The 24,988-nt window shown below is 67.9% G+C and carries 29 protein-coding genes; 7 read left to right on the plus strand and 22 right to left on the minus strand.

All coding sequences use genetic code 11. The features are described 5' to 3' along the window. Positions 1 to 21 precede the first annotated feature (21 nt). Positions 22 to 738 (plus strand): hypothetical protein, encoded by a 717-nt coding sequence (locus tag GTY67_RS13210; RefSeq protein ID WP_161278801.1) that lies wholly within the window; start codon positions 22 to 24, stop codon positions 736 to 738. On the opposite strand, the gene GTY67_RS13215 is transcribed toward GTY67_RS13210, so the two are convergent. The 5 genes from GTY67_RS13215 to GTY67_RS13235 form a co-directional block, all read right to left on the minus strand. Beyond that, entirely contained in the window at positions 725 to 2,911 is a 2,187-nt protein-coding gene (locus GTY67_RS13215) for a glycerophosphodiester phosphodiesterase (RefSeq protein WP_161278802.1), read from the minus strand. The genes GTY67_RS13210 and GTY67_RS13215 overlap by 14 nt on opposite strands. Next, positions 2,911 to 3,210 (minus strand): hypothetical protein, encoded by a 300-nt coding sequence (locus tag GTY67_RS13220; protein ID WP_161278803.1) that lies wholly within the window; start codon positions 3,208 to 3,210, stop codon positions 2,911 to 2,913. Before GTY67_RS13220 ends, GTY67_RS13215 begins: the two co-directional genes overlap by 1 nt. 177 nt (positions 3,211 to 3,387) lie before the next feature. Further along, positions 3,388 to 3,678, minus strand: coding sequence for a hypothetical protein (locus GTY67_RS13225; RefSeq protein WP_161278804.1), 291 nt, complete (start codon positions 3,676 to 3,678; stop codon positions 3,388 to 3,390). Between the two features lie 34 nt (positions 3,679 to 3,712). Continuing rightward, positions 3,713 to 4,084: a hypothetical protein gene (locus GTY67_RS13230; protein WP_161278805.1), complete on the minus strand. Its 372-nt coding sequence runs from the start codon at positions 4,082 to 4,084 to the stop codon at positions 3,713 to 3,715. 20 nt (positions 4,085 to 4,104) lie between these two features. Further along, positions 4,105 to 5,049 carry an N-acetylmuramoyl-L-alanine amidase gene (locus GTY67_RS13235; protein ID WP_161278806.1) on the minus strand — a complete coding sequence of 315 codons (945 nt, stop codon included), beginning with the start codon at positions 5,047 to 5,049 and terminating at the stop codon, positions 4,105 to 4,107. A gap of 211 nt (positions 5,050 to 5,260) precedes the next feature. Here GTY67_RS13235 and GTY67_RS13240 point away from each other — a divergent pair, with 211 nt between their 5' ends. The 6 genes from GTY67_RS13240 to GTY67_RS13265 are packed head-to-tail and all read left to right on the plus strand — an operon-like array spanning position 5,261 to position 7,868. Then, the gene (locus GTY67_RS13240; protein WP_161278807.1) at positions 5,261 to 5,728 is read left to right on the plus strand and encodes a hypothetical protein; all 468 of its coding nucleotides are present in this window, start codon (positions 5,261 to 5,263) and stop codon (positions 5,726 to 5,728) included. Continuing rightward, positions 5,721 to 6,476 carry a DUF6085 family protein gene (locus GTY67_RS13245; protein WP_161278808.1) on the plus strand — a complete coding sequence of 252 codons (756 nt, stop codon included), beginning with the start codon at positions 5,721 to 5,723 and terminating at the stop codon, positions 6,474 to 6,476. Before GTY67_RS13240 ends, GTY67_RS13245 begins: the two co-directional genes overlap by 8 nt. Next, a complete protein-coding gene (locus GTY67_RS13250; protein ID WP_161278809.1) occupies positions 6,469 to 6,624 on the plus strand; it encodes a hypothetical protein in 156 nt (51 codons plus the stop codon). The genes GTY67_RS13245 and GTY67_RS13250 overlap by 8 nt, the downstream gene beginning before the upstream one ends. Beyond that, positions 6,621 to 7,088: a hypothetical protein gene (locus GTY67_RS13255; protein WP_161278810.1), complete on the plus strand. Its 468-nt coding sequence runs from the start codon at positions 6,621 to 6,623 to the stop codon at positions 7,086 to 7,088. Before GTY67_RS13250 ends, GTY67_RS13255 begins: the two co-directional genes overlap by 4 nt. Then, entirely contained in the window at positions 7,081 to 7,485 is a 405-nt protein-coding gene (locus GTY67_RS13260) for a hypothetical protein (protein WP_161278811.1), read from the plus strand. The genes GTY67_RS13255 and GTY67_RS13260 overlap by 8 nt, the downstream gene beginning before the upstream one ends. Further along, complete coding sequence (locus GTY67_RS13265; RefSeq protein WP_161278812.1) at positions 7,482 to 7,868, plus strand: hypothetical protein; 387 nt, start codon at positions 7,482 to 7,484, stop codon at positions 7,866 to 7,868. The genes GTY67_RS13260 and GTY67_RS13265 overlap by 4 nt, the downstream gene beginning before the upstream one ends. Before the next feature lie 69 nt (positions 7,869 to 7,937). Here GTY67_RS13265 and GTY67_RS13270 read toward each other — a convergent pair whose 3' ends face one another. The 17 genes from GTY67_RS13270 to GTY67_RS13350 all read right to left on the minus strand — a co-directional run bounded on the left by GTY67_RS13270 (position 7,938) and on the right by GTY67_RS13350 (position 24,969). Beyond that, positions 7,938 to 8,225 (minus strand): hypothetical protein, encoded by a 288-nt coding sequence (locus tag GTY67_RS13270; protein ID WP_161278813.1) that lies wholly within the window; start codon positions 8,223 to 8,225, stop codon positions 7,938 to 7,940. 8 nt (positions 8,226 to 8,233) lie between these two features. After that, positions 8,234 to 10,867 carry a glycosyl hydrolase family 28-related protein gene (locus GTY67_RS13275; protein ID WP_161278814.1) on the minus strand — a complete coding sequence of 878 codons (2,634 nt, stop codon included), beginning with the start codon at positions 10,865 to 10,867 and terminating at the stop codon, positions 8,234 to 8,236. Between the two features lie 18 nt (positions 10,868 to 10,885). Next, positions 10,886 to 11,899, minus strand: coding sequence for a hypothetical protein (locus tag GTY67_RS13280; protein ID WP_161278815.1), 1,014 nt, complete (start codon positions 11,897 to 11,899; stop codon positions 10,886 to 10,888). Beyond that, positions 11,899 to 13,071, minus strand: coding sequence for a siphovirus ReqiPepy6 Gp37-like family protein (locus tag GTY67_RS13285; protein ID WP_161278816.1), 1,173 nt, complete (start codon positions 13,069 to 13,071; stop codon positions 11,899 to 11,901). The genes GTY67_RS13280 and GTY67_RS13285 overlap by 1 nt, the downstream gene beginning before the upstream one ends. Positions 13,072 to 13,084: 13 nt before the next feature. Next, positions 13,085 to 14,026 carry a phage tail domain-containing protein gene (locus tag GTY67_RS13290; RefSeq protein ID WP_237502605.1) on the minus strand — a complete coding sequence of 314 codons (942 nt, stop codon included), beginning with the start codon at positions 14,024 to 14,026 and terminating at the stop codon, positions 13,085 to 13,087. Continuing rightward, positions 14,026 to 19,890 (minus strand): peptidoglycan DD-metalloendopeptidase family protein, encoded by a 5,865-nt coding sequence (locus tag GTY67_RS13295; RefSeq protein WP_161278817.1) that lies wholly within the window; start codon positions 19,888 to 19,890, stop codon positions 14,026 to 14,028. Before GTY67_RS13295 ends, GTY67_RS13290 begins: the two co-directional genes overlap by 1 nt. Before the next feature lie 13 nt (positions 19,891 to 19,903). Beyond that, entirely contained in the window at positions 19,904 to 20,293 is a 390-nt protein-coding gene (locus GTY67_RS13300; RefSeq protein ID WP_161278818.1) for a hypothetical protein, read from the minus strand. A gap of 14 nt (positions 20,294 to 20,307) precedes the next feature. Next, positions 20,308 to 20,736 carry a hypothetical protein gene (locus tag GTY67_RS13305; protein WP_161278819.1) on the minus strand — a complete coding sequence of 143 codons (429 nt, stop codon included), beginning with the start codon at positions 20,734 to 20,736 and terminating at the stop codon, positions 20,308 to 20,310. Positions 20,737 to 20,837: 101 nt separating this feature from the next. Continuing rightward, a complete protein-coding gene (locus tag GTY67_RS13310; protein ID WP_161278820.1) occupies positions 20,838 to 21,428 on the minus strand; it encodes a phage tail protein in 591 nt (196 codons plus the stop codon). A 10-nt stretch (positions 21,429 to 21,438) separates the two neighbouring features. Beyond that, positions 21,439 to 21,870: a hypothetical protein gene (locus GTY67_RS13315; protein ID WP_161278821.1), complete on the minus strand. Its 432-nt coding sequence runs from the start codon at positions 21,868 to 21,870 to the stop codon at positions 21,439 to 21,441. 2 nt (positions 21,871 to 21,872) lie between these two features. After that, positions 21,873 to 22,079: a hypothetical protein gene (locus GTY67_RS13320; RefSeq protein ID WP_161278822.1), complete on the minus strand. Its 207-nt coding sequence runs from the start codon at positions 22,077 to 22,079 to the stop codon at positions 21,873 to 21,875. Then, entirely contained in the window at positions 22,079 to 22,405 is a 327-nt protein-coding gene (locus tag GTY67_RS13325) for an HK97 gp10 family phage protein (protein ID WP_161278823.1), read from the minus strand. The genes GTY67_RS13320 and GTY67_RS13325 overlap by 1 nt, the downstream gene beginning before the upstream one ends. Next, complete coding sequence (locus GTY67_RS13330; protein WP_161278824.1) at positions 22,402 to 22,740, minus strand: hypothetical protein; 339 nt, start codon at positions 22,738 to 22,740, stop codon at positions 22,402 to 22,404. The genes GTY67_RS13325 and GTY67_RS13330 overlap by 4 nt, the downstream gene beginning before the upstream one ends. Then, positions 22,740 to 23,114 carry a hypothetical protein gene (locus tag GTY67_RS13335; RefSeq protein ID WP_161278825.1) on the minus strand — a complete coding sequence of 125 codons (375 nt, stop codon included), beginning with the start codon at positions 23,112 to 23,114 and terminating at the stop codon, positions 22,740 to 22,742. Before GTY67_RS13335 ends, GTY67_RS13330 begins: the two co-directional genes overlap by 1 nt. A 3-nt stretch (positions 23,115 to 23,117) precedes the next feature. Then, positions 23,118 to 23,705, minus strand: coding sequence for a hypothetical protein (locus tag GTY67_RS13340; protein WP_161278826.1), 588 nt, complete (start codon positions 23,703 to 23,705; stop codon positions 23,118 to 23,120). Between the two features lies 1 nt (position 23,706). Continuing rightward, the gene (locus GTY67_RS13345; protein ID WP_161278827.1) at positions 23,707 to 24,084 is read right to left on the minus strand and encodes a hypothetical protein; all 378 of its coding nucleotides are present in this window, start codon (positions 24,082 to 24,084) and stop codon (positions 23,707 to 23,709) included. Between the two features lie 27 nt (positions 24,085 to 24,111). Next, complete coding sequence (locus GTY67_RS13350; RefSeq protein WP_161278828.1) at positions 24,112 to 24,969, minus strand: P22 coat protein - protein 5 domain protein; 858 nt, start codon at positions 24,967 to 24,969, stop codon at positions 24,112 to 24,114. Positions 24,970 to 24,988: the final 19 nt, after the last annotated feature.

A 24,988-nucleotide genomic window follows, 5' to 3' on the forward strand; every position in this document is an offset into this window, starting at 1 on the left:
AAGAACTACCAGGGGGATCCGTTGCGTACCCGTATCGCTGCTGCGGCAGCTGTCTTTCTCGCCTGCTCTCTCACCGCTTGTGGCGAAGGCGGCGATCCTGCCGCGCCCAAGGCCGAGGCGCAGGCTTCCGCGTCCAAGAAGGTGGATTGTTCGGATGAGAGCCTCGGCCAAGCAGAGTGGGTGGAGAACTGCGCCGGTGACAGCGAGGGGGCCGGAACCGATGGTGACGGCACCGACGATGCGGCCCCGCCGACCGACGAAACAGTGCATGTGCTGGGCGACCCGGTGCTGACCGTCGGCGACGAGGGCGCTGGCGTTCTGGAGATGACGCCCACCACCCTCGTATTCGCGAAGGAGAGCGACGGGAACGCCCCAGCAAAGGACATCTTCGTGGTCGTCACCGTGAAGAAGCGACCCACGACCGCAGCCCCGGCCGAGGAGTCGTCCCCGATGGGGCCCGGCGGTTGGCAGTGGCGGGCCCCGGACGGGCAGGCCCTCGATGAGGGCGACGGCGAGTCGTACAACGTGGTCTTGGGCGACTTCAACGCGTCCGGCACGATCCAGCCCGGAAGCTTCGTCTGGGACGCCGAAGCTTTCGACCTCACCGCGGCGCAGGCGAAGGGCGGGACCCTCGTCTACGTCGACGGCGAGGGCACGGCGCACCAGTGGAAGATGCCCGCCGAGGACAGTGGTCCGCAGGTCGCCGAGGTGAAGCGGGATCTCTCTACAGTGGGGTGATGGCGAGGTTCCGCCAGAACGGGCGCGACGCCAAGTCGGTGATGCTCCCGTTCGACAACCCGAAGTGCCCGCCTCTGTACGCGGTATCCGCGATCGGCCCCGTCGTCCACAGCGGATTCCCGAGCCGGCGCGCTTCGATTGTCGTCGGTGTCACGTCGACCTGGATTGTCATGGACTGCCCGGCCACTGGGGCGTCGGTGCCGATATCGGCCGCCCCGAGGAGGATGCCGCCGGTTTGTGTGATGACGTGCCTGTAGAGGCGCAGGACCCCGTTGTGGCGGAGGATCAGGTGGTATCCCGGGCTCGGGTTGATCGTGTTGAACTCGTACCGATCGTCGCTGGCCTTGCCGAGGTACAGGCCGCCGTGGACGGCCATGTCGGCCGTGTTGAGTTGGTCGTACTTCATCTCGATCTGGATGCGGTACGAGGTCACCGCAGGGTTGATGGTGTACCGGCCGAGCCCGTAGGTGCCCTTCGGCTTGTTGATCGACACCCAGCCGCCGTCGTGGAACTTCAGCGCATCGCCCTCGCTGTAGTCCGTCCACGGTGTCCCCCCGGACTCCTTCACCTGCTGATCCCACCGCGACGCCGTCGCCGAGGCCGTCGTGCCGCGCACGTACACCGGGTCCGACGACATCATCCCCACCACCCCGTCAGCCTCCAGAGCGGTCCGCTGCGACCTCCTGTACACCGGCCAGCTGAAGACGGGCTTCCCCCCGGGCCGCTGGACGATCTCCTTGCGCCGAGCCGACGGCATCGTGGTGGACACCCCCCAGTAGTCCACCTGGGAGTCCTTGGCGTCGAGGACCGAGTTCGCCGAGCCGTCATCGACGTAGCACCAGGTGCGGAACCCGTTGTTCTTCGGCCACGTGAAGCTCGTGCCGACGTGCGCTTTCCAGATCACCGACTGGTTCGCCTGCGGATATGAACTGGCCAGCAAGGTCTGGAGCGGTACCACGGCGTCGTTCCCCTTCGGTTCGAGGAAGAGGATCACGCCCTTGCCGAGGTACTTGTCCAGCATCTTCCGCAACGGCACCAAGGGCTGCTCCGTCCAGCCCGGGCCCAGCAGCGGCTTCGAGTTCGTCAGGATCTTGTTCGCGATCCCGGTCGACGGATACGTGTTCAGAGCCCCCGTGGAAGACGTTGTCCGGTCCAGCGTCAGGTCATGCAGGCACCACAGCTGCCCCTCGCTGTCCACGTTCACGGACAGCTCCATGGCCTGGATGCCATGCGCGACCGCGTAGTCGTAAGCGGCCTCCGAGTGCTCCGGCGCCACCATGCCCGCCCCGCGGTGCCCGAAGATTTTCGTGCCGGGCTGGGCCATGAACTGGTCGACGGTCAGGATCGCCTTGGGGAGGTACAGGGCGGCAGCCGCCGATGCCGCAGCAGAAACGGCGGCGGTCTGCGCGCTCCCGGCCTTCGTCGTCGCGTCTGTGGCCGCCGTGGCGATCGCAGTGTCCCGTGCGGCGGTTGCCTTCGAGGTGGCGTCGCTGCTCGCCGCTGTGATGGCTGCTGACTGAGCGGCTGCGGCCTTGCTGGCGGCGTCCGCAGCTGCGGTACTCACCGCCGCGGTGACGGCCTCGGCCTGGGCGGTAGCCGCAGCACCGGCCGGCTCGTATGCGGTGTCGGCGCGCGTCACTTCATCGGCCAGGGCCTGGGTGACGGTCTCGTCGGTGTACTCGTTGGCCGCAGCGATGTCCCCCGGTGGCCCGATCAGGCTCGCGAGGAAGTCGGCTTCGTCACCGTCGTTGCCTGCACGCTTCCATGCGTCGTAGGCGGACTCCCCTGGTACGGCGAGGTACTGGGTGAGGTCGGGGGCGAGTTGCTGGATGGCCCCGAGGTCGACCTCTTCCGCATCGGCGTCCAGGACGAAGTAGAAGTGTCTCGGCTGGGAGCCGTTCACCGATTCGATGCCGAGCCACGCCCACACAGCCGGGTTGGCGCCATCGATGCTGGTGGGGAGGAGCCGCACCTGCTCGCCCTCGCCGTCGACGAGCTCGCCGTTCACGAACCTGTAGGTGCCGCCGCCGGTGAACACCCCATCCACACCTGGGATGCGGACGGCGGGGACTGTCGGCATCAGCTGAAGGGTGCCCTCCCCCGGGCCGCCACCGGCCGGGGACGTGATGGTGTAGCGGACGGCGACGGACGGGACACCCTCGGGGAACGGCATCAGTGCTCCTGGTGGCGCTGGGCGCGGATCACCATGACCGTGCGCTGGACGAACAGTGCGGCGATAGCGAGGACGACGACGGTCCTCACCAGGCGGAGCGGCCAGAGATCGGGCCAGGCGGTGATGGCGACGGTGTAGGCGCTGAGGGCGGTGACCGCTGCCCCGAAGGCCATGAGGTGCCTGCCCGTCTCGGACTTCCACCAGGGGGCGAGGAGGTGGTAGGTGGCCATGAACGTGAGCCCGGCGCCAGCGGTGATGGCGGAGGTGATGACGTTCAGGAGCCGGTCCCAGGTGCCCATCACTGGTCGCCGCCTTCCATGACTGCTCTGATCTTTGCTTCGAAGTGGTTCTCATGCCGGAGGGCCCGGAGGCGGGCGCTGAGGTGGCTCCCCTCCGGGCGCTGTCGTGCCAGTTCGCTACTGACCTGATCCGCGCGCTGAATCGCTTCCTTGGCAGCGGTGGGCTTTCCCCGCTTCTTACGGCGCCACAGTTTGATCACCATCGGCTGTCACCTCCCCACGTGGCAGGGAGTCGAGGAGGTGCACGCCGGTGCGGGACAGTTCGGTCAGCTCGCCGTTCTGCCGGACCGCTTCAGTGAGAGCGTCGGCGACCTTGTTGTGGGCGGTGCGCCAGTCGTTGCGGTCCTCTTTGAGGTCGTCGTAGGTGCGTCTCGGTACGAGGCGGCCGGTGAGGACCATGAGGACGACGATCACGAGGAGGGCGACGGCTCCTATGTCGGCGAGCTTGAATCCGAACAGTTCAGCCATCCGCTGCCTCCTGGGGTGTTCTGTGTGCGGTTGATCAGGCGGCGGTCTTGACGGCGCTGGACTGCTCGACGCGGGTGGTTGGTACGGGTGCTTCGACGGCGGGTCGTTCGATGACGACGAGGACGGCGGACACGAACGCCATCCACCCGGCTTGCTGTTCGACGGTCATGTCGAGGCCGAAGCCGACGAACAGGGCGAGGCCGGCGGAGGCGAGCTGGAGGAGCGCGGCGTAGAGGGCGCCGTTCTTGAGGACGACGGCGGAGGCGGCGGCGACGGCGCAGGCGAGGAACGTGTTGATGAGGGTCTGCTGCGTTTCGGACACCTGGATGCCGTAACCGGCGAGGAGCTTTAGGAGTACGGCGATCGCGCCGAGGATGACGACGGGCTCACGGCCGAAGATGCGCATGGTGGTCTCGTTTCTGGTGGTCAGGGGGTGACGGTGAAGCCGGCGCGTTTGCCGAGTCGGGTGAGGGAGTCCTTGCCGGGGATGCCGTCGGCGGCGCTCCCGGTGTAGCCGCCGCCGGCCTTGGACTTCTGCCAGCGGGAGTAGGCGGTGACGGTGGCGGTGCCGAAGTGCCCGTCGAGGAGGGGCTTGGCCAGGTAGCCGGCGTCGACGAGGGCGGCTTCGACGATGCGGACCCCGGGGTAGGTGACCGGGGTGCCCTTCGCCTTCGGGTTCGAGCGGGCGGCGGCGATGAGCTTGGACAGGTCGACGACCGGCGCCTTCGGCGGAGTGGGCATCGTCGGAGTGGTGGGCGGCTTGGTGGGCGCCGGATCCGGCGTGAGGCGCTTCCCGATCCGGTCACGCATGGAGTTCATGGTGAAGCCGCGCGGGTCGATCTTGCCGGGCTGCCATTCGAGGTGCCCGATGACGGAGCGCTCGGACCAGCCGTGTGCCCGACAGATTGCGGCGGCGGCCCGTTCGATCGCTTCGAGCTGGGCGGCGGGCCAGGGGTCCTGTCCGTTGCCGAGGTTGACGCATTCGAAGCCGTAGAAGTACCGGTTGCCGTCGGTGTTGGCCTCGTTGTCGGTCGGCAGGCTCTTCGCTTCGGCGGTGACGGCGCGGAGGACGTCGCCGTCGCCGAGTCCGGCGTGGTTGGTGCGTCCGTTGCCGACGAGGTGGACGACTCCGGCTTTGTCGATGACGCCGTGGCAGAGGGGTCCGGGGAGGGAGCTGTGCCCGTTGTAGCAGAGCTCGACGCTGTTGGCGGATCCCGTGGTGACGGTGTGGTGGATCACCACCCCGTGTACCGGACCCCACGGTCCCTTGTGGTTGCGGTTGTTGGTGCGCCAGTTGCGGTGTTCGACGACGGTGAGGCCTTCGTTGCGGAGGGCTTTGAGGAGCTTGTCGGCTGTGAGTGGTGTGGCCATGGTGTCTCCTGCGGGGTGGCGGGGTACTGACCCGCATCGACCGTTGACCTTTGAATCATAGGCTTCCGATTCGCATATGCCTACGATTCCAAGGTTCAGGGGTTATGCTTCCCTCGGGTCGCCGCTTCACCGGTCCACCCAGCGGCGGGCTCCTTCTGGCAAGGGGCGAGCCCGCCGCCACCCTTGCCAACCCCCTTGCCGAGGAGTCCTCGTGTCCGATCACGCCACTTCGCCGTCGCTCCGGAAAACGCCCACCTTGCTGGCCATCGGCCGTGACGGCAGTGTCCACAACGTCGCCGTCGAGGGGCCTTTCACGGAGGCCGCCCGCAAGCGCGTCGAGGGCATCTTCAAGGGGCGGCGTTTCGTCCGGTACACCGTGCTCAACGACCAGGGCGCACCGACTGACTGGATCGACGTACCGCTCGGATTCGCCGGTCCCTACGAGGGTGAGCCCAAGTGCAGCCTCCCTGCGCCAACCGCTGAAGGCCCGAGGGCTGACGCCGAGCGTGATGGGCGCCGTCAGCTCCGCAACGCCCTTCGAGTTCTGTGGGAAGCAGGGTTCGCGTTCGGGCCCGAGCTAGTCGACGTGGCCGAGTCCGAGACTGCCACCCTCTACCGGCAGTGGCGGGAGACGGGCGTGGACCCGGGGCTCCAGCAGCAGGAGGCCCCCGATGCCTGATGTTCAGGGTCATTGCCCGGCGTGTGGTGCCACCAGTCTGTTCCTCGGCGAGGGCGGACACGTCACCTGCGCCCGCATCGAATGCCCTAACCCGTGCGCCGCTGACGACCTGCTGCACGGTGGCGAGGAGGCGCTCGTGCATGCGCTGGGTGGCGACCGGACCGCGCGCGTCATCGCCTACAACCTGCACTGCCACGGGCACTCCCTCGCCGACGCACGCCGCATGACCGACGAGGAGTTCCGGGCCGTGCCCGGCATCGGCCACACGTCCCTCAGGCGCATCCGGCGGGCGTTCCCAGCGCAGCAGCCCCGCCTTCTCGACTGCGGGTTCTGCTACGAGGAGCAGGGCGAGGAGGTTCACCCGCACCCGGAGTGCGCCATCGGAAGCACCGCTCGTCAGCAGCCGCCCGTTGTAGCCACGGCACGTGTTCACGTGGACGTAGCCACCCCCACGACGGCGTACCTGACGGAGTTCGAGCGCGCCCAGGCTGTGGCGCGCGCTGAGGAGGCCGAGGCCGTCATCCGGCGGGTACGCGACGCCTCCGCCTTCATCCGGGCCACCACCCGCACATGGGACCCCGTAGCCGACATCATCGACGCCGCCCTCGACGAGGACGGGGACCCCGTACACGCCCGCGTCGCCCTGGCCGTGCGTACCGTGCTGAACCAGGATCTCCCCGGCGACATGGGCGGACACGTAGCCACAGCAGTGCTGGCCGTACTCCGCAAGGAGACCGGCGATGCCTGAGCCGACCGACCCCATGACCGAGCTGGCCGCCGCAGCCGCCCAACTCCACGAGCTGTACGCCACCTACGTCCAGGCCGGGTTCACCGAACCGCAGGCATTCGAACTCACCAAGGCCGTCCTCCTCGTGCACATCGGCGGTGGGGCGTGAGCAACCGAAAGCTTCGGCTGAACCAAGTCCGGCGACACGGCGCACCGGAGGAAGTTGTCACAGTCACCGAGTGGGACGTCACACCTGGCCTCCATGCGTGGATCACCGAGGAGATTGGAAAGCTGGAGGCGGCGGCCAAACCCCTGGTCGCTCTCGGAGTCTGTCCCGAGTGGAGGCACTGCAAGCCAGAGTGCTACCACCCTGAGGGGCTGCCGACCAACGACTCGACGACGGCCCTCCGCCGGTGTGCCGCCGACCGGAAGATCCTCGCCGCGCACCCGTACAGCACCCAAGTCGTCAACCCCAGCTACGGGCCGCACAGCGCCGGGTTCGGGTGCGAGACCTGCCACGACTGGGACGGAGTCCCCGAAGGGCGCGGGGACTGCCCCACCATCCTCGCCCTCGCCGAAGGCTACGGACTCGACGACGAAGACAACGCCGACGTGGAGGTCATCCGTGGCTGACCTCGCCTGCCAGTTTCGTGTCTCCACCCGTGCCGCAGGGCCGCTGCGTCGCGTCGCTGTCCAGGTTTACGAGGACTTGGCGGAGCTTCGTGTAGCCGCAACCCGGTACGTCGGTGCCGAGCCACTCCACTTCGCCGAGGCGCTCGGCGTCTGCCACGCCTACACCGGCGGCGGAACCACCGCCGCCCTCATCCGACTCTGGAGGCAACGCCTCGGCACCAGCGTCGTCGTCCACGAAGTCACCCACGCTGCCATGGGCATATACCGCACCGACTGGCAACCCGACCACGGCGGCCCGAACGACGACCTGGACAACGAAGAGGTCCTCGCCTACCTCGTCGGCAACCTCACCAGCCGCATAGTCGACCGCCTCCACCACCACGGGATGTACCCATGAGCAGCAACTTCTACGTCCTCTGCGTGTCCCACGACCGCCTGAGCACCGAGCACAGGACAAGCGGAGACGCAGCCGAAACCATCAAGACAGGAAGCGACCTCCACCCCGGGTGCGATCTCGTCATCGAGGAAGTCTCCGGCGGACCGGTCGAGATCGGCTGCCCGCCAGCCGACTCCAGGGATGCGGGGCCGCGCTGCTACCACCGTGACGTGCGGTGGGTTGAGGTCGAGTGGCTTCGCGTTCTGTCCCGGGCGTACACGTCGACGGACCCGAAGGTCGCCGAAGCTGTGCGGCGGGGGCGCTTCACCTGCTGGCCCCAAGAGCGGCTCCACCGGCTACGAGGGTCACTCGGCATCGAGGATGAAGCGAGAGAACGCCCGTGACCGCCTGCCCGTTCTGCGAGATCAACGACGGGCGTGCGCCGCCACCTTCATCGCGCGACTCCACCACCACTAGGAACCGCGCACGACCACCATGCCCAGCTGCTGCCCGTAGGTGGCCCGGAACTGGTCCGGTGTCCACGCCCGGCCAGCAGCCAGAAACACCGGATCCACCCGGGCACCACCCACCGCCCCCTCGGCGACAATCAGCACCCAGCCCACCACCGAGCCACCAGACGGCACCCCGGACACATCAGTTCCCGAAGGCGCCGCCACCTCGACGCGAAGCCCATCGAACGCCGGGACCATGCCCACAACACCACCGGGCACACCCTGACCACCCTCAACCATGATCGGCATTCCGCTCCTCAGGTCATCAGCAGCGGCAGGAGCTTGCTGGCAATGTAGGCATGCCCCGCATCCGACGGGTGCACCGAATCCGAGGAACCCGCCGCCCCAGGGGTGGCCTGATCACCCCAGTAGCCCAACCCCTGCCAGTACGCGTAGTTGTTCTGACCCATCGGCCACAGATTGACAAGGGCCGCCCCGTACTCCTCGGCGATCCCCCGCATCCGGGCCCCGTACTGCGAGTAAATCGTCCCCGCGAAATTCCCGCGATGCTGCATCACCAGCAGCAGATCCGTGGCCCCGGTACCCGTGCCCTTGATGGTGTTCAGCGTCGAGTACACGTTCGCCGCCCACGCGTCGAGGGTGACGTTCTGGTTCGCGTCGTTCAGCCCCAGCGCGTAAATCACCAGGTCGGCAGGCTGCGACGTCCCACCGTGCCACAACGTGTTCCCCGTGCCTGACACGAAGTAGTGCGACGTCTGCGCACCGCTCCGCCCGGCATTATCGACGATCACACCCGTGTCCCGCTCCCCCGCCACCCCGATCAACTGAAGGCGAGCACCAGCAGACCCGTTGTACGAGATCACCACCGTGTGCGTACCAGCAGACAAGCCGGTGATGGTCTGGGTTCGGACCGACGCCGAGCTCAGCCCCGGATCCGCCACGGCCACAGCGGCAGCCCCATCGATCGCGTAGGTGTAGCCGGCGTTCGGGGTGTTGACCCCCGCCAGCGTGTAGATCTTGATTGTGGAGCCGCGCACGGTGAAGGTAGCGGTGGCTGCGGCGGTGGCGTAGATGCTGCTGATGCCCGGCCCGTACCACAGAACGGTGTCGGTCCATGTGCCGGTCGTGGTGGCGATGGACTGGTTGGCCTGCCAGGCGGCGATCGCTTCAGGCTTGGCCCCGATGATCGCGGGGGTGCGGTTCACCGAGTACAGGCCGCTGCCGCCATCCCCATAAGCCGACTGAAGGGCGGTACGCAGGATTCCGACGTAGCTCTTGGAGACTAGGTCGGAGCAGTAGTACCCCTTCGTCACCGAGTCGCCCACCGCGATGATCCGGGCCTTGCCCGTACCAGCAGCGTCACGCTTCGCCCGCCAGAACTTCCCCCACCCGTCCGGGACATACACACCCAGCTCCCCCGCCGAACGGGGCCGGGCAGTGCGAGCCGCAACCGTGGTCGCCCCCCGCACGGTGGTGATCGACGACCCCAGGCGAACCGTTGTGTTCGTCCCGTCGTCGAACAGCCCGCCCGACGCGGCATGCAGGTAGGCGTCATCCAGGAGCACCGTGGAAGCCCCGGACAGGCGTACCCCGTACTGGGGGCTGTTCGTCGACCCCCCGCCGTCATCCACCCCTGGGTAGCACGTCACCCCGTTCACCGTGACCGGCACCGTCGCCCCCACCACAGCCAAACCGGCGAACCCGCCGCCACCGGTGCCGCCGTTGCGGCCGTCGCGGCGAGTCATGAGCCCAGTGATGAGGATGGGGGTGTTACCCGTGGCGTCCACGAACACGCCGTGCTGCCCATTGCGGTCCGTGGAGCAGCCGGTCATCTGCATGCCACCGGAGCCCTGCCAGTCCCCCCACGCCCCGGTGATGCGGTACCCGTGGGAGCCGCACCACTCCACCCGGCAGCCAGCGAGCTGGGCGTTTGTGCAGTTGGTGAGGACGATGCCCTGCGCCTGGCAGCCGAGTACCTGTACGTCGTCGAGGGTGAGGTCGGTGTTGCCGTTGAGCAGGATGCCGTTGCTCGTACACCGGTTGATCATGACGTTATGGAGGCGCCACGAGTACGGGCGGATCCCGCCCGCCTGCCCGGTGATGATCCCGTTGTTCGGCATACGCCGGATGCACACATCGCGCATCACAACGTTCTGCACGTTGCCCTTCGCATACAACCCATCCACCGACCCGGTGATCTGAGACCCGTCGATCATCAGGTTGAACAGGCGCTGCTCGCCGTTGATCGCCGGGTGGGTACCATCGTCCTCTCCGATGATCTGGAGCACACTCGACCCGGTGAACGGCACGGCGGCCTCGATCCAGCACGGGTAGTCGGCCTCCGTCATCCCCGGGCCGATCATCAGGTTCGAGTGGGTTCCCAACAGGGTGATCCCCGGCGGCAGGTCAAGAGTCGCCGACACCTTGTAACGGCCGGCAGGGAAGTACACAACTCCACCGACCGGGCATGCGGTGATCGCCGCCTTGATGGCGGTCGTGTCGTCCGCGGCTCCGTCACCCAGCGCCCCGTGGTCGGTCACGAATTGCCAGTCCAGCACCGACGGCAGGCGGCCCGCCGGCACCCTGCCCCCAGGGTCCAGGGATGGCCAGCCGCCGGGCAGGTCCTTGAGGGCCAGGTGGTCCTGGAGGATGGTCCCCAGGTCCACTGCGGCGGCGGCGTAGCGGCGCCCGTATCCGAAATCCATGTACAGGTGGGTGATGCCGTCGGGTCCGAAGAACGCAACAGCCCCGTCGCCGTCGGCAGTGACGGTGCTGATGGGTGTGCCTGCCAGGTCGGTGAGGTCAGTGATCTGGGTGCCGTCGGAAGCCGCATCCCAGATGGTGCCCGTAGCTCCGGGGCGGACCAGGAGCTGGTTCCCGACTCGCTCCATGGCGTAATCGGACGTAGAGCCCCCGAAGAGGTGGCGCATGATGATGTCCTTTCGGGGTCAGGCGAGCCAGTACGAGCCGTCGATGGTGATGATGTCGCCGGGGCGGATGTTGAAGGGGGTGTTCGTGAACATGCTGAAGGCGTTCGGGACCGAGCTTTGAGAGGAGCCGTTGGTCATGGAGTACCGCAGCCGGGCGATCTTCGTCGTGGAGGACGACGGGAACGTCACTGCGGCCCCGACAGCGGAGCCTTCACCGTTGTCCGAGGAGTAGTTCCACGTGAAGAGCGACCGGTGCAGCGTGCTGCACGGGTAGCCCGGGGGGAGGGTGACCCCGATCGGATCTGGGTATCCGGGCGGGTTCGAAGCCACCACCACGTGGATCGTCAGGTCGACCCGGCGGCCCCGCACTTGGAAGAGCCCCCGGTTGGTGGCCGACGTGCCCCAGTGGAAGTTCGTGTTCCCCGCCGACCACTGAGGTGTGTACGTGTTCTCCTCGACCCCTGGTGATGCCAGCCAGTGCCATGTGGCGCCGTCGCCGATGTAGAGGCGGCTTCCTTCCGTGAGGAGCTGTCCGCGCACACTGGGCCTGCGCGCTCCGGGGAGGCTGGGCATGGCCCCCCGGTCGGTGAACCACCGGCGGTCGAGGACGTTGACGGCGGTGACTACGGACGACCCGGCGGCGACGGTGCACTGGGCAAGGGGGACTTCGTAGGTGCCGTCCTCGTCGGCGGCCAGCGTGGGGGCGCTGGTGCCACCGGTTTTGTAGAAGGCACGGACCGTTTTGGCGCTCATGCTGGACCGGAGAACAACGGTGTCGATGCGGGCCGCAGACCCGGCGTTCGGGGTTACGGGGATGTTCTTGGCGGTGTCGTTGAGGTAGTAGAACCCGTTGACGAACGCCTCGCCCGGCTGGAGGACGACGTTGCCGCTGCCGTTTCCGGTGACCTTGAGGGCCGTGTCGGCAGGGTCCGAGGCATGAACCCCGTCCAAGCCCCACCGTCGTGCCATGCGGGACCACTGGGACTGGGTGGCGATCGGGGCACCGTCGAACGGCGCACTGAACTCGGCCATCAGGCGGCCTTCCTGGTCTTGACTCTGCCCATGTCTCGTTTGAGCTGGGCAAGGAACTTGTAGATGCGGGCCACCGTGCCGTCGCCGTCACTCGATCCGACAGTGGCCTTCACGGTGGTGCCGTCACTGGCTGTGCAGGTGAGGGTGACCTCGCGGACCACGTCGGTCATCCACGAGTCACGGACCTTCGCGGACGCGGTGTCGCCGACCTGGTAGTCCCGCCCGTAGCGCAGCTGCGGAATGTCGATCGGGCTGATCGCCAAAGAGCCTTGGCCTGCGCCAGCACTGAGGGCCTCTTCGGCGGCCTGGTCCATCTGGGCCGCCAGGTCGACGGAGGCGGTGTCGACCGAGGTGAGGTCGACGAACTGCTCCATCATCAACCCGGGATAGAGAGGGTCGGCCCTGTCGTAGGCCTTGCACTGGCGTGGTGAGGACTGGCCACCGGCGACGACTAGGGCCCGCGTGCAGGTAGGCGGTGTGGTCGAGTAGTCGGCGTCGGTGAGGTTCCCGAAGTTGAACGCGAACCGGGCGGTCCCGGACCGGTCGACGGGTGCGTACACCTGGAACTGGAGGTTGCTCCCGACCTGGACGACGCGGAACCCGAGCCCGGCCGCGTTCGCGATGTCGGTAAGGACGGCGAGGAGGCTGTCGAACTGGTTGAGCTGCCGGGTGATCGTCGGCCCGCGGTTGCCGTTGGTGGCGAGCGTGAGGAGCGCGTTCCTGCGCGACGCCAATGCCCCAGGTCCGGCGTTGACGTTGACGAGGGTCCGCATCGCCGTCTCCGCCACCGCGCCGCTGATCTTGTACACCGCGTCCGCCTGGGCGCCGATTGCGCTGCCCGGCGCGGGCCAGCAGGTGTAGCGGGCCAGTACCTCGGTGTCGGACACTCCCCCGACAGTGAGTTTCCCGGCCCCCGAGTCGTCCTTGGAGCGAGACCAGTCCACGGTACGGATCGGCCCGGAGTCGACGAGGGTCCCGTCGGCGGTGCGGATGATCAGCCCGTTGCCCTCGGCCAGCAGGTTCGCTTTCCCGGAGTCGGCGGAGATCTCCAGCACGTAGGACCCGATGGCGTTGTAGCGAGGGATGACGGTGAGGCTGGTGTAGTCGTCTACCTGCCCGATGCGCTCCAGAGTGGAGTTGCGGACGTAGACGCGGAGTGCGGTACTGGTCATCTGTGCCCTCCTCTCAGGAAGCCAAGTAGCGGGGTTGGTACGTCATACGGACCGAGGTCGCCGACGTAGAGCCGGCGACGGTGAGGGTGAGCTGGTTGACGCCGGTCTCCAGAGGCCACAGGGCTGAGGCGTTGGAGAGGTTGGGCCAGAGGTTCGTGACCCCGTTGAGGAGGGCGGTCTGGCGGCGGTCGCGGGTGTCGATGACGATCGTGTCGGCACCGGTGATGGTGCGGGTCATGGCGAGGGTCTGCCCGGTCGTCACGTTGGTGAGGGTGACCGAGGTCGCCGGGCCCTTGATCGTCCACACGGGGTGCGCGTCGTCGTCGCCGTCGTTGTCCACCGTGACGGAGCCGAGTACCTGGGAGTCGCCGACGGTCAGCGGCAGGAACGGGAAGAAGTCGCCGCCCGTACCGTTCCGCCACTCGGTGGTGACCTCTCCCCCGGTCCAGTACGGGGACGGGACGGCGAACACCAGCGCGGTGATGCACCAGCGGGCACCTGCGGCATCCAGGGATTCGTCGCCTTCCATGCCGTCCTGGTAGCGGACGCCAATGCTGCGGGTGGCCCCGTCGGGCTCGGTGAGGGTGAGGGTGCCTTGGCCGCGCTTGGGGTTGAGGGAACGGACCAGCGCCCGACGCCGGGCCTTGTAGGCAGCCCTGCTGTCGTTGGCCCAGAAAGCCACCGGCAGGGTGATCGTTTTCCCCTCGGCGCGGACCTGCCGCACCTCGTACCCGTCGATCCCCGGGGACTCGTCGGTCGCCATGGCGTACCCGGGCATGTCCAGCCCCTTGGCGCCGGGCTGGACGACCCATCCGCGTTCCCAGTCGGTGAGCATCGTCGTCACACCACCGGGGTCCGTGAAGGACACCAGGGGCATCTCGATCAGGCGTTGCGGCCACTCCCAAGGCGGCTGCTGCTCCTCGGGCGGGAGCGTTGAGGCTACGAGGATCGGCATCAGTAGGCTCCGCTCATGACCGGGCGGTGCAGCATGTCCTCAGCCGCCAGGGCGTCAAGGATGCTCCGCTTGGAGGCGACTTCGCGGGTGGTGGCGTTGTAGTGCAGGTGCCGGTCGCCGCTCGTGTTGTTCACCGTGCGGGTTTCGGTGCGGGCCATGGTGGCTGCGGCTGTCGACCGGACGGTGCGGGCCATAGACGCTGCTGCGGCGGCGGCCTGCGGGATGGTGTCGCGGACCCCGCGGGCGAAGCCCAGCCCGGTGAACCGGCCGAGTGCGGCGAGTACCTGGGACGGAGACTTGATCTTCAGTTCGACCCTGATGGTCTTCTGGATCTTCTTCGCCAGGTCGGCCATCGCCTTGATGATCGCCGACTCCTGGGCGACCAAACCGGTGAGGAATCCCTTGCCCGCCATGGCTCCGGCGTCGTACATGACGTCGGCGGCGTCCTGCCCGTAGGCGGTGGCCGCCTTCCCGATCTGCACCTGTGTCGCGTTGATGGACTTCAACTGCGCGTCCGTCGCCTTCACCAGCGCCGCGGCATACGGTGCGCCCTGGTCCGGGCCGGCCGCGATGAGCTGCCCGAGGAACTCCTTCGACAGGCCACGCTTCCCCAGGGTCGCCAGGTTCGAGGAGAACGTCTGGAGCTGACCGAGGCGGACCTTCAGCCCGTTGAGAATGCCGTCCGCGCCGAACGGCAGGCCCGAGTTGGGGAGGCTGGTAAGGGAGGCGAAGTTTCCCGCGTTGGCGGTTGCTTCCTTCGCGAACGCGTTCGCCTGGGCGATCTTCGCGGTGAGTGCGTCGCGCTGCCCGGCGAGCTTCTGGAGAGTCTTGTTCTGGGCGGTGAGGTTCTTGATGAGCCGATCGTCGAGGGTCGTCTTCACGCCCTTGAACGCGTTCTTCACTGCGGTGGCGACCTGGGTCATGGCCTTGTCGATCGCGGACGCCGTCCCGGCCAGGGCCTTGAGGAAGTTCGCGCCGACCGACGCCGCGATGGGCCCGGTATCGATGCTCTTGCCGCCCACCCGGATGATCCCGCCGGTGGCGTAGCCGGAGCCCCGGCGGAACCCTGTGTTGATCTGCACTCCGCCGCCGACAATGCCACCCCGCGCGTACCCGCCGATCCGGGTGTACGCGGCGGAGAGACTCCCGTAGGTCTTCAGCGCGTACCGCATGGAGGCGTACACGTTCGCCATCGGGTCGATGCTGACCCCGTACATCTTCGGGCCGACGCTCCGGTACTTCCCGGCGAACGCCTCGAACGTCGGCCGGATCACCTGCATCAACCCCACACTGGGTGTGCCGTTGATCCAGTTGATGTCGTTGCGGTTGACGGCCTTGGGGTTGCCGCCGGACTCCTGGTTCATCCGGCGGAGCGTCGTGTTCACCAGGGACAGGGACTGGCCGACCTGTCCCAGCGCCTGCGTGACGACACCCCGGAAGCGCTCCACCCCAGCCCCGGCGTCGCCGCCGGTGCCCCCTTCGAGGTAGCGCATCGGGTCGACGGTCTTGCCGTTGATGCGGGCTTCGAGGTGGAGGTGGGGGCCGGTGGTGTTGCCGGTGGCGCCAACCCGGCCGATCTGCTGGCCGCGCTTCACCGTGTCGGAGGCGCGCGCGAGCATCGCGGACATGTGGGCATACAAGCTGGACAGGCCGGACCCGTGATTGATCTCGATGTGCTTGCCGTAAGGCCCGGAGTCGATGGCCTGGCGGACGATGCCGGAGTCGACTGCCCGGATCGGTGTGCCGGTCTTCGCCGGGAAGTCCAGACCGGTGTGCCGGCCCGAGCTCCACATGAGCCCGGCCTTCCCGAACGGGGTGCCGTAGGGGGCGCTGACGGGCTTCAGCCAGTCGCCGGTGCCTTCGACCAAGTCCTTGCCGCGGATGTAGTCGATGGCCCGGTTGATCAGCCCGATCGGGGCCTGCCCGATCATGCCGGGCCAGGTGCTCTTGTTCTTCCCCAGGGCCTTGCTGATGCCCTTCTTGACTGGAGAGAACGCGGACTCGGCGAGGTCTGCGAGACCGCCGCGGGCGACGTCGGCACCCTTGGAGAGGACGCTGCCGACAGCGTTGGTGATGCCGTCGAAGATGCCGCCCTCGGCGAACCCGCGGAACTGTCGGAGGCTGCGTCCCTGCATGGCAGCCTGGTTGACGGCGTGGAGCCGGGCCCGCTCGTAGGGGTCCTGCATCGCCTCGGAGACGTACACACCCTCGCCGCGCCGCATGGGGACGAGCTGGTCGTCACCCTGTCTCCAACTGCTGGAGCCGGGGAGGATGCCGCCCCGGGCGAAGCCCTTCGGCATGGGCATGGTCGTGAGGTCGTCGACACCAGGGATCTTTGCCGCGGTTTTGTTCCAAACGGCGACGATGCCCTTGTTGTAGACGACGTCGATCCAGAACTTGATCGGCGCCTTCACCAAGTCTTTCAGCCCGGCCCAGATTTTTCCGAGGCCCTTCTTCAGCGTCTCGAAGGCGCCGGACAGCTTCTCGGCGAAGGTGTTGAAGCCGCTGCGGACGGAGCCCCAGGCGTCGGTGGCGGTGGTCTTGATGTTGGTCCAGAGGCCGGACCACGCGTCGGACACCTTCGTCTTGATCGCGTTGAAGATCAGAAGCGCCTTGTTCCGCAGGTCCGTGAACCAGCCGATGGCACCGTTAACGATGTCGGGGATGATGCTGTGCCCGAGGAGGACGTCGTACAGCCACCGGAACGCCTTAGCGATGGCGTTGGTGAGCCACTTCACTGCGTCGACGCCGGGCTGGATGTCCTTGCGGAGCTTCGCCATCGACTTGATGAACTCCCGCATGGCGGGGATCACGATCCGCAGGATGATGGCTGTCGCCAGCTGGGTCATCAGCATCGAGAACTGGATCAGCGGCGGCAGCAGCGGCATGATCGCGGGCAGCAGCTGGATCAGGAACTCGGTCCCCAGTAGCGCCAGCTGCGGGAGCAGCGGCGCCAGGGCGAGAAGGATGTCGCCGATGCTCTTGCCGAGCTGCATCAGCGGCGGCACCAGCATCGGGATGATCGGCAGCAGCTGCTGGAGCACTCGCATGAACGCCGCCGCGTACTGGCCGGCCAGCTCGGCGATGACCGCGGACAATCCCTCAATGATCGGAGAGAGGATCGGCCCGAGCATGCCCGCGATCTTCGTGATGACAGGGACGAGATCATTGAAGACGCTGATCATCAGGTTGAAAATCGGGACGACGAGCGGCAGCAGGTCGGCGATCAGCTTCCCGAGTACCGGCAGCATCGGCGACACGGCCTCAACCAAGGCGATGATGGCCTGCGTCGCCACCACCAGCACCGGGCCGAGCGCTTGGGCGATCGGCAGGAGCGCGCCGCCCAGTGATTCCATCAGCTCGCGGATCGCAGGCCCGAGGAGCTTCGAAATTTGGATCACTGACGGTGCGAGGGCGGCGAGGATCGGCAGGACGGCCTGGAGTGCGGAACCGAGCGCCCCGGCGATGAGGCTGGCGACAGCCTGCACCGCTGCGAAGATCGCCTTGAGGGATTCCTGCACTTCCGGTAGGGCGGTGACCCTGCGGATCTCCTTCAGCGCCTCGCCTACGACGGCGAAGAAGTCGCCGCCCCCCTCGGCGGCAGCCCCGAAAACGTTCTTGATAATCCCGCCGAGGTCGGCCAAGACCCCGCCGAAGCTGACGGCGACATCCAGCGCCGTGTTGATGGCCTCTTCGAGGCGCCCGTTCTCCAGCCCCTTGGCGAGCTTGCCCATGACCCGGTCCATGGCCTCGCCAGCGCCGGCGGTGATCCGGTTCCAGGCTGGGCCGGCGGCGATGGTGAGCTGGGACAGGCCGGTGAGGATCTGGCCGGGGATCTTGTTGAGGTTGCCGAGGCCGTTCCGGATGACGTCGAAGGTGCCCTTGAGCTGCCCCGACTTCTCCAGGTTGTCGACCGCGTTCAGGGCGTTCTTCGCCATGGCGCCGAGCTCGCCTGCGGCTCCGACGAGCCCGGCCCGGACGGTGGGCAGGATGCGTCCGCCGACAGCCTGGAGGCGGGTGCCGAGCCCGTCGAACAGGCGGTCCTGGACATCGAGTTTCATGGCCCGCCAGGCGGGCGCCATCTCCTGAAGGATGCCGATGAAGCTGCGGGCGTTCGGGCTGAGCTTGCTGATGGCGTCGTTGAGCTTCGTGGTCTGGGTGGCGGCGTTCTGCTGGGCGTCGGCCACGGTGCGGGCGGCGTCCGCGACTGCACGGTGGGCGTCGGCCAGGCTGCGTTCCTGGTCGGCTACGCGTTCGCCCGCGGCCCGGATCCTTTCCTGCGCCTGCATTACGGCGTCGGACCCCGCCACTCCGGCCTTGTTCGCCGCGGCGGTGTCGACCTGGCGGCGCTTCTGCTGCCGGTCCTGCTCGTCGGCGGCGGCACGAGCCCGCTTTACGGCAAGGTCGGCTTGCTGGATCTGGAGCTGAGTGGCGGTGGGGTCGGACCGCGTTTTGGCCAGGTCGAGTTCGGCCTGCTCAATGTCGAGTGCGGCTTGCTTCTGATCCAACGCACCCTGGCGGAGGCGCTGGTTCATGTCCTCCAGGTCACGCGTTGCTTGGCGCCGGGCGGCGGACAGTTCCTGCTGCGCCTGGCGGGCGGCCCGCTGTGCTTGAGACAGATTTCGTTCGGCGTCGGCAACGCCCCGGTGGGCGTTGGCAAGGGAGCGCTGCGCGGTCTCCACTTGCCGGGCGGCGGTCACCGCTGCTTTCGCTTCGGCTGGCGCCGGGTTGAACGCGGCCTTGATGGCGTCGCCGACACCTGAGGTGCCAAGCTTGATCGCGGCGAACACCGAGACCAGCGTGAGGATGCCTGGTGCGGCCACCGCGGCGAGCGGGCCGAGCTGCCCGATCGACGCCCCCAACGCCGAGAGTTGAGGGGTGGCGAGGAGTGCGGCGGCAGCGATCTTCGCTATTCGGCCGGAGAGAATCCCGGCTTGGGCGGATGCGTTACCCCCGCTGCCGCCGAAACTCCCGAGCGCCGAGGTGATTCCGGCGAGCCCGAGGATGCGGGTGCGGATGTTGACGATGCGGTCGCGGGCGGCATGGTTGAGGGCGGTGTTCGCTGCGGCGGTGACAGCACGAGCGTCGATGCGGGTGGTGCGCCGGCGGGTGAGGTTCGCGAGGTCGTTCACTGCGACGCGGGTGTCGACGTCGACGCCGAGCCGGACGCGCTGTCGTTGGGTGAGCCCGCGGAGTTCGTTGGCGGCGACACGGGTGTCGAGGGTGGCCCGGATTTGGACGAAGCGGTCTGCCGTCAGCTTGTCGAGGGCCTTCTCGACCCGCTTGTACGCGGCGTCTTGGATCTTGGCGACGATGTCGACGGTGGTCTGCCCGAACCCGGCGAGGCGCGTTTTGGCTGTGGTGTCGTCGACCTGGGCGACGATCCGGACGGTGCGTTCGTCGGTGAGGCGGGCGAGGGCCGTCTTCGCTGCCTTGTCGTCAAGCTGGGCTGTGATCTTGACGGTGCGCTGGTCCGTGAGCTTGCCGAGCCCTGTTCGGGCTGCGGTGTCGTCGAGTTCGGCACGCACCTTGACGGTGCGTTCGCGGGTAAGGCGGGTCAGCGCGGTGGTGGCGGCCTTGTCGTCGAGCTCGGCCGTCAGCTTGATCGTGCGCGGCTTGGTCAGCCTGGTCAGCTTGGCCTCGGCCACCGTGGTGAGGAGGTCGACGCCTACGCGGACGGTGGGTGTGGCGGCGGCAAGCTTCCGCTGGATGCCGTCGAGGATCTCGTCGCCCGCCACTCGCCCGGCGAGTTTGGCGGGCTGGCGGATGGCGGAGGGCAGCTCGACACGGAGCTTGTCGCCGAATGTGGTCGTGTCCGGGATGAGTGAGACCCGGGTGGACCCGACGAGTGTCGGCTCGGCCATGCTGCCCTCCCCTCTACGGTGCTGCTTCGAGTTCGCGGAGCTTTTGCGCCCAGTAGTCGACGTCCGCCTGGTCGGACTGGGTGCCGGGTGAGAGCTGGTTGAGGATTGCCTCGGAGTAGCGGACCCCTGCGGCTTCGAGTGCGGCTTGCTGCTCGTCGGCTTCCGTGGCCGGTGATTCGACGGGGGGCATGTCCGGTGGTTCGCCCTTGAGGTGGGCGGCCCATAGGACTCGGATCATGAGGAGGAGGGCGTTGTATTGGGCGGCCTGGATGTAGGTGCCCTGCGTCCACCGCCGTCCGTCCATGTCCCCCGCTGCTGCCGCCTTGGTCGCGGAGTCCTCTGGCAGGTGCTCAACCAGGTCCCGGAGTTCAGCCCAGGACATGGACCCCTCGCCCCAGGACATGGCCCAGAACTCTTCTAGGCGGCGGCCTGGGTAGTACCGCTGGATGTCGGCTCGGACGGCTCCGGGGTGCTCTTCGAGGAGCTGGAGGAGCCGGAGCCTTCCCCCGTGTCGGTGCCCGCCTCCCCGTTGATCTCCTTGAGGAGTTCGGTGAGTTCGCCGACGGTGAGCTGGGCGACTTCGACGAGCTGGTCGAATGCTTCGGGCGGGGTGGCGATCTTGCGGAGGATGCTGAGGTTGGTGCTGTCGCTGTCTGCTTCGACGGCCTTGACGACGACGAGGGGCCAGTGGTCCTGGGTGAGGAACGAGCAGGTTCGCTCTCTGACCTCGGCCTCGGTGTCACCGGGGACCTCGAAGACTAGGTCGACGTGCTTGACCCCGGCCTTCTGGGCGATCTGGGCGCGCATCTCCTGGAGGCGGATGACCTTGCGATTCGGCTTGGACATGGGGTTGGTCCTCTACTCGGGCGGGGATGGGGCGGGGCTTCAGGTGGTCCGTCGCGCTCTCCCCGCCCCGGGTTGGAGCGCGACGGGCCACCAGTCGGGGGTTAGCCCTCTTCGATCTCGGGGACGGCGACGTCGGTGATCATGTGCTGGACCGATTGGGCGCCACCCGGGGCGGCGAGGGCGGTGAAGGTGAGCTCGAAGTTGGAGGAGTCGTCCGCGCTGTGCTTGCGGGCGCCTCGGTCGGACACGCCGCAGCGGGCGATCATGATGCGGTGGCGCTTGCCTCCGTAGATGACGTCCAGGCCGAGGGCGATCTCCACCGTGTCCTGGGTGCTGCCCGAGCCGAAGGAGACGAACTGCTTCTTGCCCGCAGCCGCCGCCGTGGACGTCATGTTCGCCATCTTCACCTGGTAGTACAGGGATAGCAGGCGGGCGTTGGTCTGCCGGAACGTCAGCTTGAATGTCTGATTCCGCTTCTTTGCGAGGTCGACCACGGGGGCGTCCTCGCCCCACGCGTCGAGCTGCGTGCGCTCTTCGGCGAGCGCCTCTTCCAGTCCGTCGGGGGTCACGAACCCGAGGTCGGTGAAGTCGGCACCCCACGCGAGTTCGGGGCCGAGGGGGAAGGTGGAGCCGACCTCGGCGGCGTATGCCTTGCCCGCTGTGCCGACGATGATTTCTGCCGAGTCGCCCACGACGGGCCTCCTAGCTGTTCGGGAGGGGTGGGCGGACGCTCATCCCCAGGATCATGCCGACACGGGCAATGCCTGTGTTGGGCTCTTCTGGTCGGTCTTGCGGGCCGGTCTCCTGCGAGATGGCGCTGACGATGCCGTCCTCGGTGGACCGGCCGGGGAACAGCTCCCACGCGGCACACACCCGCAGTGCGAGGCGCATGGCAGCGCCCTCGTCGGCGGCGTAGCAGTCGATCGAAAACCGGGGCCGGTCGGTAGTGGCCGGGTCGGACCAGCCGCGCATGGTGCTGGTGCCGCCGATCCGCAGGACCCTGACCGCCGGAAGCTTGGCGTTGAGCGCCTTGCCCTCGGGGAGCTTCGACGTCACGTAGGCGTCGGGCATGTCGAGGTCGAGAAGGTCGATGGCGACCTTCTTGCCGTCAGGGAGGACCAGCAGGGCGGCCATGGCTACTTGCCTGCGGCCTTCTGCGGCTGGCTGCCGGTCGTTGGGTTCTTCTCCCCGGCAGTCTTCGCGGCTTCGTCGGCCTTCTTGTCGTCGACGACCTCGGCGAAGCCCCTCCAGCGGTGGACCTCATCTGCCGGGACCTCGACCGTCTCGCCGGGCATCGCCTTGCCCCGGGGGAACGTCAGGCGCATCTTCACGGTGTCAGACATCAGTGGTCGCCTCCTGCGGCGTCGAGAGCGTTGCCGAGCGTGTGATGGGGAAGGTGGATGAGGCGGCCGTGGCGGTCGGTCTGCCGGGTGCCGAGCTCTACGTAGATGGAGTGTTTGGCGACGGCGTCCACGTGCCGGGCGCCATCCGCGTCGGGGCGCTCCACGACGTGGATCTTCGAGCGGAACTCGCCGGTGTCGACCGGAGCCGTCAGCTGCGCCACGCCTACGACCCGGCCCATCCGCTCCCCGAGATCGGCCTGCACATCGGGGTGCAGGACCAGCCCGGCGATGGCTTCCTCGTCGACTTCGACGACGATGCGGCTCATCCCGCCACCTCCAGCAGCCGTACCGTCTGCCCCGACAGTGGTCCAGCCTCCTGAACGTCCTTCGGAACCCCGTCGACCTCCCAGGTACGCCCGTCCCACTCCACCCGGGACCACTCCGACACCCGAGGAGCGCGGCGCGGCATGTACAGGTACGCGGCCGTGACCGTCTGGTCCTTGGCTTCCTTCGACTCGGACGATGACGAGTAGTCGACGGTGCACCCGTACACGGGGGTGCGGGTGGCGTGAGCCCAGTCCCGGACCTGCGTGTTGTAATCCCCGTTGACCAACGGTGCGTCGACAAGGACGACCGTCTGGCGTCCGATGTGGCCCGGCATCAGCCCACCACCAGCGGCTCGAACCGGAACAGGCCGCAGGTACGAAGCAGATCCACCACAGACGGGGCCAACTGGGCGGCCTGCCCCGCCCCCTGACCGACCGTGCGCCGGGTGAACGACCGCTGCCCCGTCGACATCGACTGCAAATCCGCCTGCGCCTCGGTCTCATCACCCCGCTCCAGCATCCAGTGGACCTGCTGGACCGTCGCCTGCCGCAACACCTCCAGTACCTCGGCGTCATCGCGGTCGTACCACGCCCCCAAAAGGGCGCGGTCGACGCGCTGCGACGCCAACGTCAGCAAGCGCACAGCGTTCTCCGGCGGCGGCTCGGGGGCCAGCCACGCAGCAAGGTCGGGGACGGTCGCGTAGAGCACCGGCTACTCCTGGCCCTCGGGGTCGACGGCGGTCTCGCGGGCGTCCTCGACGACCTGCGCGTAGTCCTGGCACTCCGCCTTGGTGGCGTCCTTCGCCTCGTCCGGGTCCATGCCCAGGGCGATGGCGTACTCCCGCCAGTCCACGACCTTCGCGTTCGCCGCAGGCCGGTCCGGCACCTCGGTGGCGGGTGTGGCCGGCGACTCCGGGTCCAGGTTCGGAACCGGTGCCGGGGTGCCCTCGCCGAGCCCCTTCTCGTGGGCGGCCACCCACTCCTGGAGCTGGGTGATGGTGAGGGAGTAGGCGTGGTCAGCGAGGAGGCCGAGGGTGACGGCGTAGGTCGCCCACTCCCCCGCCGCGCCGTCATCGCCCGGCTTCTCGCCCACCGGGGGCTTCGTGCCGATACGGTCCGCCGTGGTCGCCTCGGCGCCGTCGACGACGACGAGCGACTTGTCGCCGTCCGGGACGTCTGGGGCACTCCCGGAGACGGGGACCAGGTGGCCGCGGGCGACCTGTTTGGCCATCTCCCCGGTCGGCGGGTCGTCCAGGTGGAGCCGAAGCCCACCTGTGCCGATGTACTCGCGGCGTCCCATGTCAGTACGCCTTGGGGAGCTTGAACACCGTGATCGTGCCGGTGGTGCCGGACGCGAAGTCGACGTACAGCTTCGAGCCCTTCTGCTGGAACCGGGCCGAGGTGAACGGGCCGATGAACTGCTTCCCGGACGTCGCCGCCACGGTGGTGGCACTGTCACCCTGGCCGCCCATCCACGCCTGGGTCCCCGTACCGGCCTTGACGGTGACGACCTTGTCCGTGCCAGCGGTGTTCGTGACGCGGATGAGGGTGCGCTCGGGGTCGACGTTGTTGACCACGACCCCGTTCGTGACGAGCGTGGAGTCGATCGTGGTACCCGCCGGGTCGGCGAGCGCACCGTTCGGGACGAACGGCGTGTACGGAACTGCGGTGCGAGGCATGGGAGTCTCCCGGGTCGAATCGAGGGGTTACGCGGGGTCGATGAACGCGACCGCGATCCCGGTGGGCCGCAGGAGCTTCGCGCCGTACACATGCAGGCCACGCACACCGTCGGCGATCGTCGACTGGAGGCGCAGCGCCTCGGTCTCCAGGATCTGCTCGGCGTAGGTGATCGCACCCGGGTAGCCGGCCTGGACGACCTGGATGTCGCCGGTGGGGTTGGGGGTGTTGTTGGATTCGAGGATGTCGAATCCGGCGGCTCGGCCGACGAACCCGTTGCGGAGGCCCTCGGTGGTGCCGGAGGCGTCGGCGCGAATGAACCGGTCGTCGGAGAGGAGGGACCCGATGAACTCCGGGGAGGCGACGAGGTACCGGCCCTCGGAGGGGACGTTGGCCCGGTTCAGCTTGGTGCGAAGCGGCACGAGGACCTTGTTGTAGGCGTCCTTGGAGTCGGTGTACGTGTTGATCGGCGACCCGGTGGAGCCCAGCGTGTTCGCGGCGGCGACTCCGGTGTACAGGGAGGCGACGTAGGCGTCGGCCTTGTCGCGGAGGCCGTAGGCGGCGTTCTGTGCCATCTGCTGCATCGGCGACACGAGGGCCTGCGCCTTGTCGACGTCGTCGAGCTTGAACGCGAACGCCTTGCCCTGGTCGATGACGAGGTCGGTGCCTGCGGTCTCGACGTCCTCGTAGTTGATGGTGTCGCCGGACGAGTAGTCGAAGATCGTCGGGTCGCCGATCGTCGTGATGTGCACCGATTGACCCTGGGAGGTGATTTCTCCCTGGTAGTTGGTGTTCACGAGCTGCGGCTGCGCATAGACGAGGCTGTTGCGGAGGGCGGTGAGCGTCAGGGCGCTCCAGATCTCCGGCTTGAAGTTGTTGATGGACAACGGAGGCTCCTAGGGAGGC

The sequence above is a fragment of the Streptomyces sp. SID8374 genome (assembly GCF_009865135.1).
GTDB lineage: Bacteria > Actinomycetota > Actinomycetes > Streptomycetales > Streptomycetaceae > Streptomyces.

Excerpts from the sequence above, each read along its gene's own strand:
- GTY67_RS13300 (WP_161278818.1), bottom strand. The coding sequence starts at position 20,293 with ATGTCCTGGGGCGAGGGGTCCATGTCCTGGGCTGAACTCCGGGACCTG.
- GTY67_RS13340 (WP_161278826.1), bottom strand. The coding sequence starts at position 23,705 with ATGGGACGCCGCGAGTACATCGGCACAGGTGGGCTTCGGCTCCACCTG.
- GTY67_RS13270 (WP_161278813.1), bottom strand. The coding sequence starts at position 8,225 with ATGCCGATCATGGTTGAGGGTGGTCAGGGTGTGCCCGGTGGTGTTGTG.
- GTY67_RS13225 (WP_161278804.1), bottom strand. The coding sequence starts at position 3,678 with ATGGCTGAACTGTTCGGATTCAAGCTCGCCGACATAGGAGCCGTCGCC.
- GTY67_RS13290 (WP_237502605.1), bottom strand. The coding sequence starts at position 14,026 with ATGCCGATCCTCGTAGCCTCAACGCTCCCGCCCGAGGAGCAGCAGCCG.
- GTY67_RS13265 (WP_161278812.1), top strand. The coding sequence starts at position 7,482 with ATGAGCAGCAACTTCTACGTCCTCTGCGTGTCCCACGACCGCCTGAGC.
- GTY67_RS13345 (WP_161278827.1), bottom strand. The coding sequence starts at position 24,084 with ATGCCTCGCACCGCAGTTCCGTACACGCCGTTCGTCCCGAACGGTGCG.
- GTY67_RS13280 (WP_161278815.1), bottom strand. The coding sequence starts at position 11,899 with ATGGCCGAGTTCAGTGCGCCGTTCGACGGTGCCCCGATCGCCACCCAG.
- GTY67_RS13315 (WP_161278821.1), bottom strand. The coding sequence starts at position 21,870 with ATGGCCGCCCTGCTGGTCCTCCCTGACGGCAAGAAGGTCGCCATCGAC.
- GTY67_RS13215 (WP_161278802.1), bottom strand. The coding sequence starts at position 2,911 with ATGCCGTTCCCCGAGGGTGTCCCGTCCGTCGCCGTCCGCTACACCATC.
- GTY67_RS13285 (WP_161278816.1), bottom strand. The coding sequence starts at position 13,071 with ATGACCAGTACCGCACTCCGCGTCTACGTCCGCAACTCCACTCTGGAG.
- GTY67_RS13235 (WP_161278806.1), bottom strand. The coding sequence starts at position 5,049 with ATGGCCACACCACTCACAGCCGACAAGCTCCTCAAAGCCCTCCGCAAC.
- GTY67_RS13330 (WP_161278824.1), bottom strand. The coding sequence starts at position 22,740 with ATGCCGGGCCACATCGGACGCCAGACGGTCGTCCTTGTCGACGCACCG.
- GTY67_RS13230 (WP_161278805.1), bottom strand. The coding sequence starts at position 4,084 with ATGCGCATCTTCGGCCGTGAGCCCGTCGTCATCCTCGGCGCGATCGCC.
- GTY67_RS13250 (WP_161278809.1), top strand. The coding sequence starts at position 6,469 with ATGCCTGAGCCGACCGACCCCATGACCGAGCTGGCCGCCGCAGCCGCC.
- GTY67_RS13245 (WP_161278808.1), top strand. The coding sequence starts at position 5,721 with ATGCCTGATGTTCAGGGTCATTGCCCGGCGTGTGGTGCCACCAGTCTG.
- GTY67_RS13320 (WP_161278822.1), bottom strand. The coding sequence starts at position 22,079 with ATGTCTGACACCGTGAAGATGCGCCTGACGTTCCCCCGGGGCAAGGCG.
- GTY67_RS13325 (WP_161278823.1), bottom strand. The coding sequence starts at position 22,405 with ATGAGCCGCATCGTCGTCGAAGTCGACGAGGAAGCCATCGCCGGGCTG.
- GTY67_RS13305 (WP_161278819.1), bottom strand. The coding sequence starts at position 20,736 with ATGTCCAAGCCGAATCGCAAGGTCATCCGCCTCCAGGAGATGCGCGCC.
- GTY67_RS13275 (WP_161278814.1), bottom strand. The coding sequence starts at position 10,867 with ATGCGCCACCTCTTCGGGGGCTCTACGTCCGATTACGCCATGGAGCGA.
- GTY67_RS13220 (WP_161278803.1), bottom strand. The coding sequence starts at position 3,210 with ATGGGCACCTGGGACCGGCTCCTGAACGTCATCACCTCCGCCATCACC.
- GTY67_RS13295 (WP_161278817.1), bottom strand. The coding sequence starts at position 19,890 with ATGGCCGAGCCGACACTCGTCGGGTCCACCCGGGTCTCACTCATCCCG.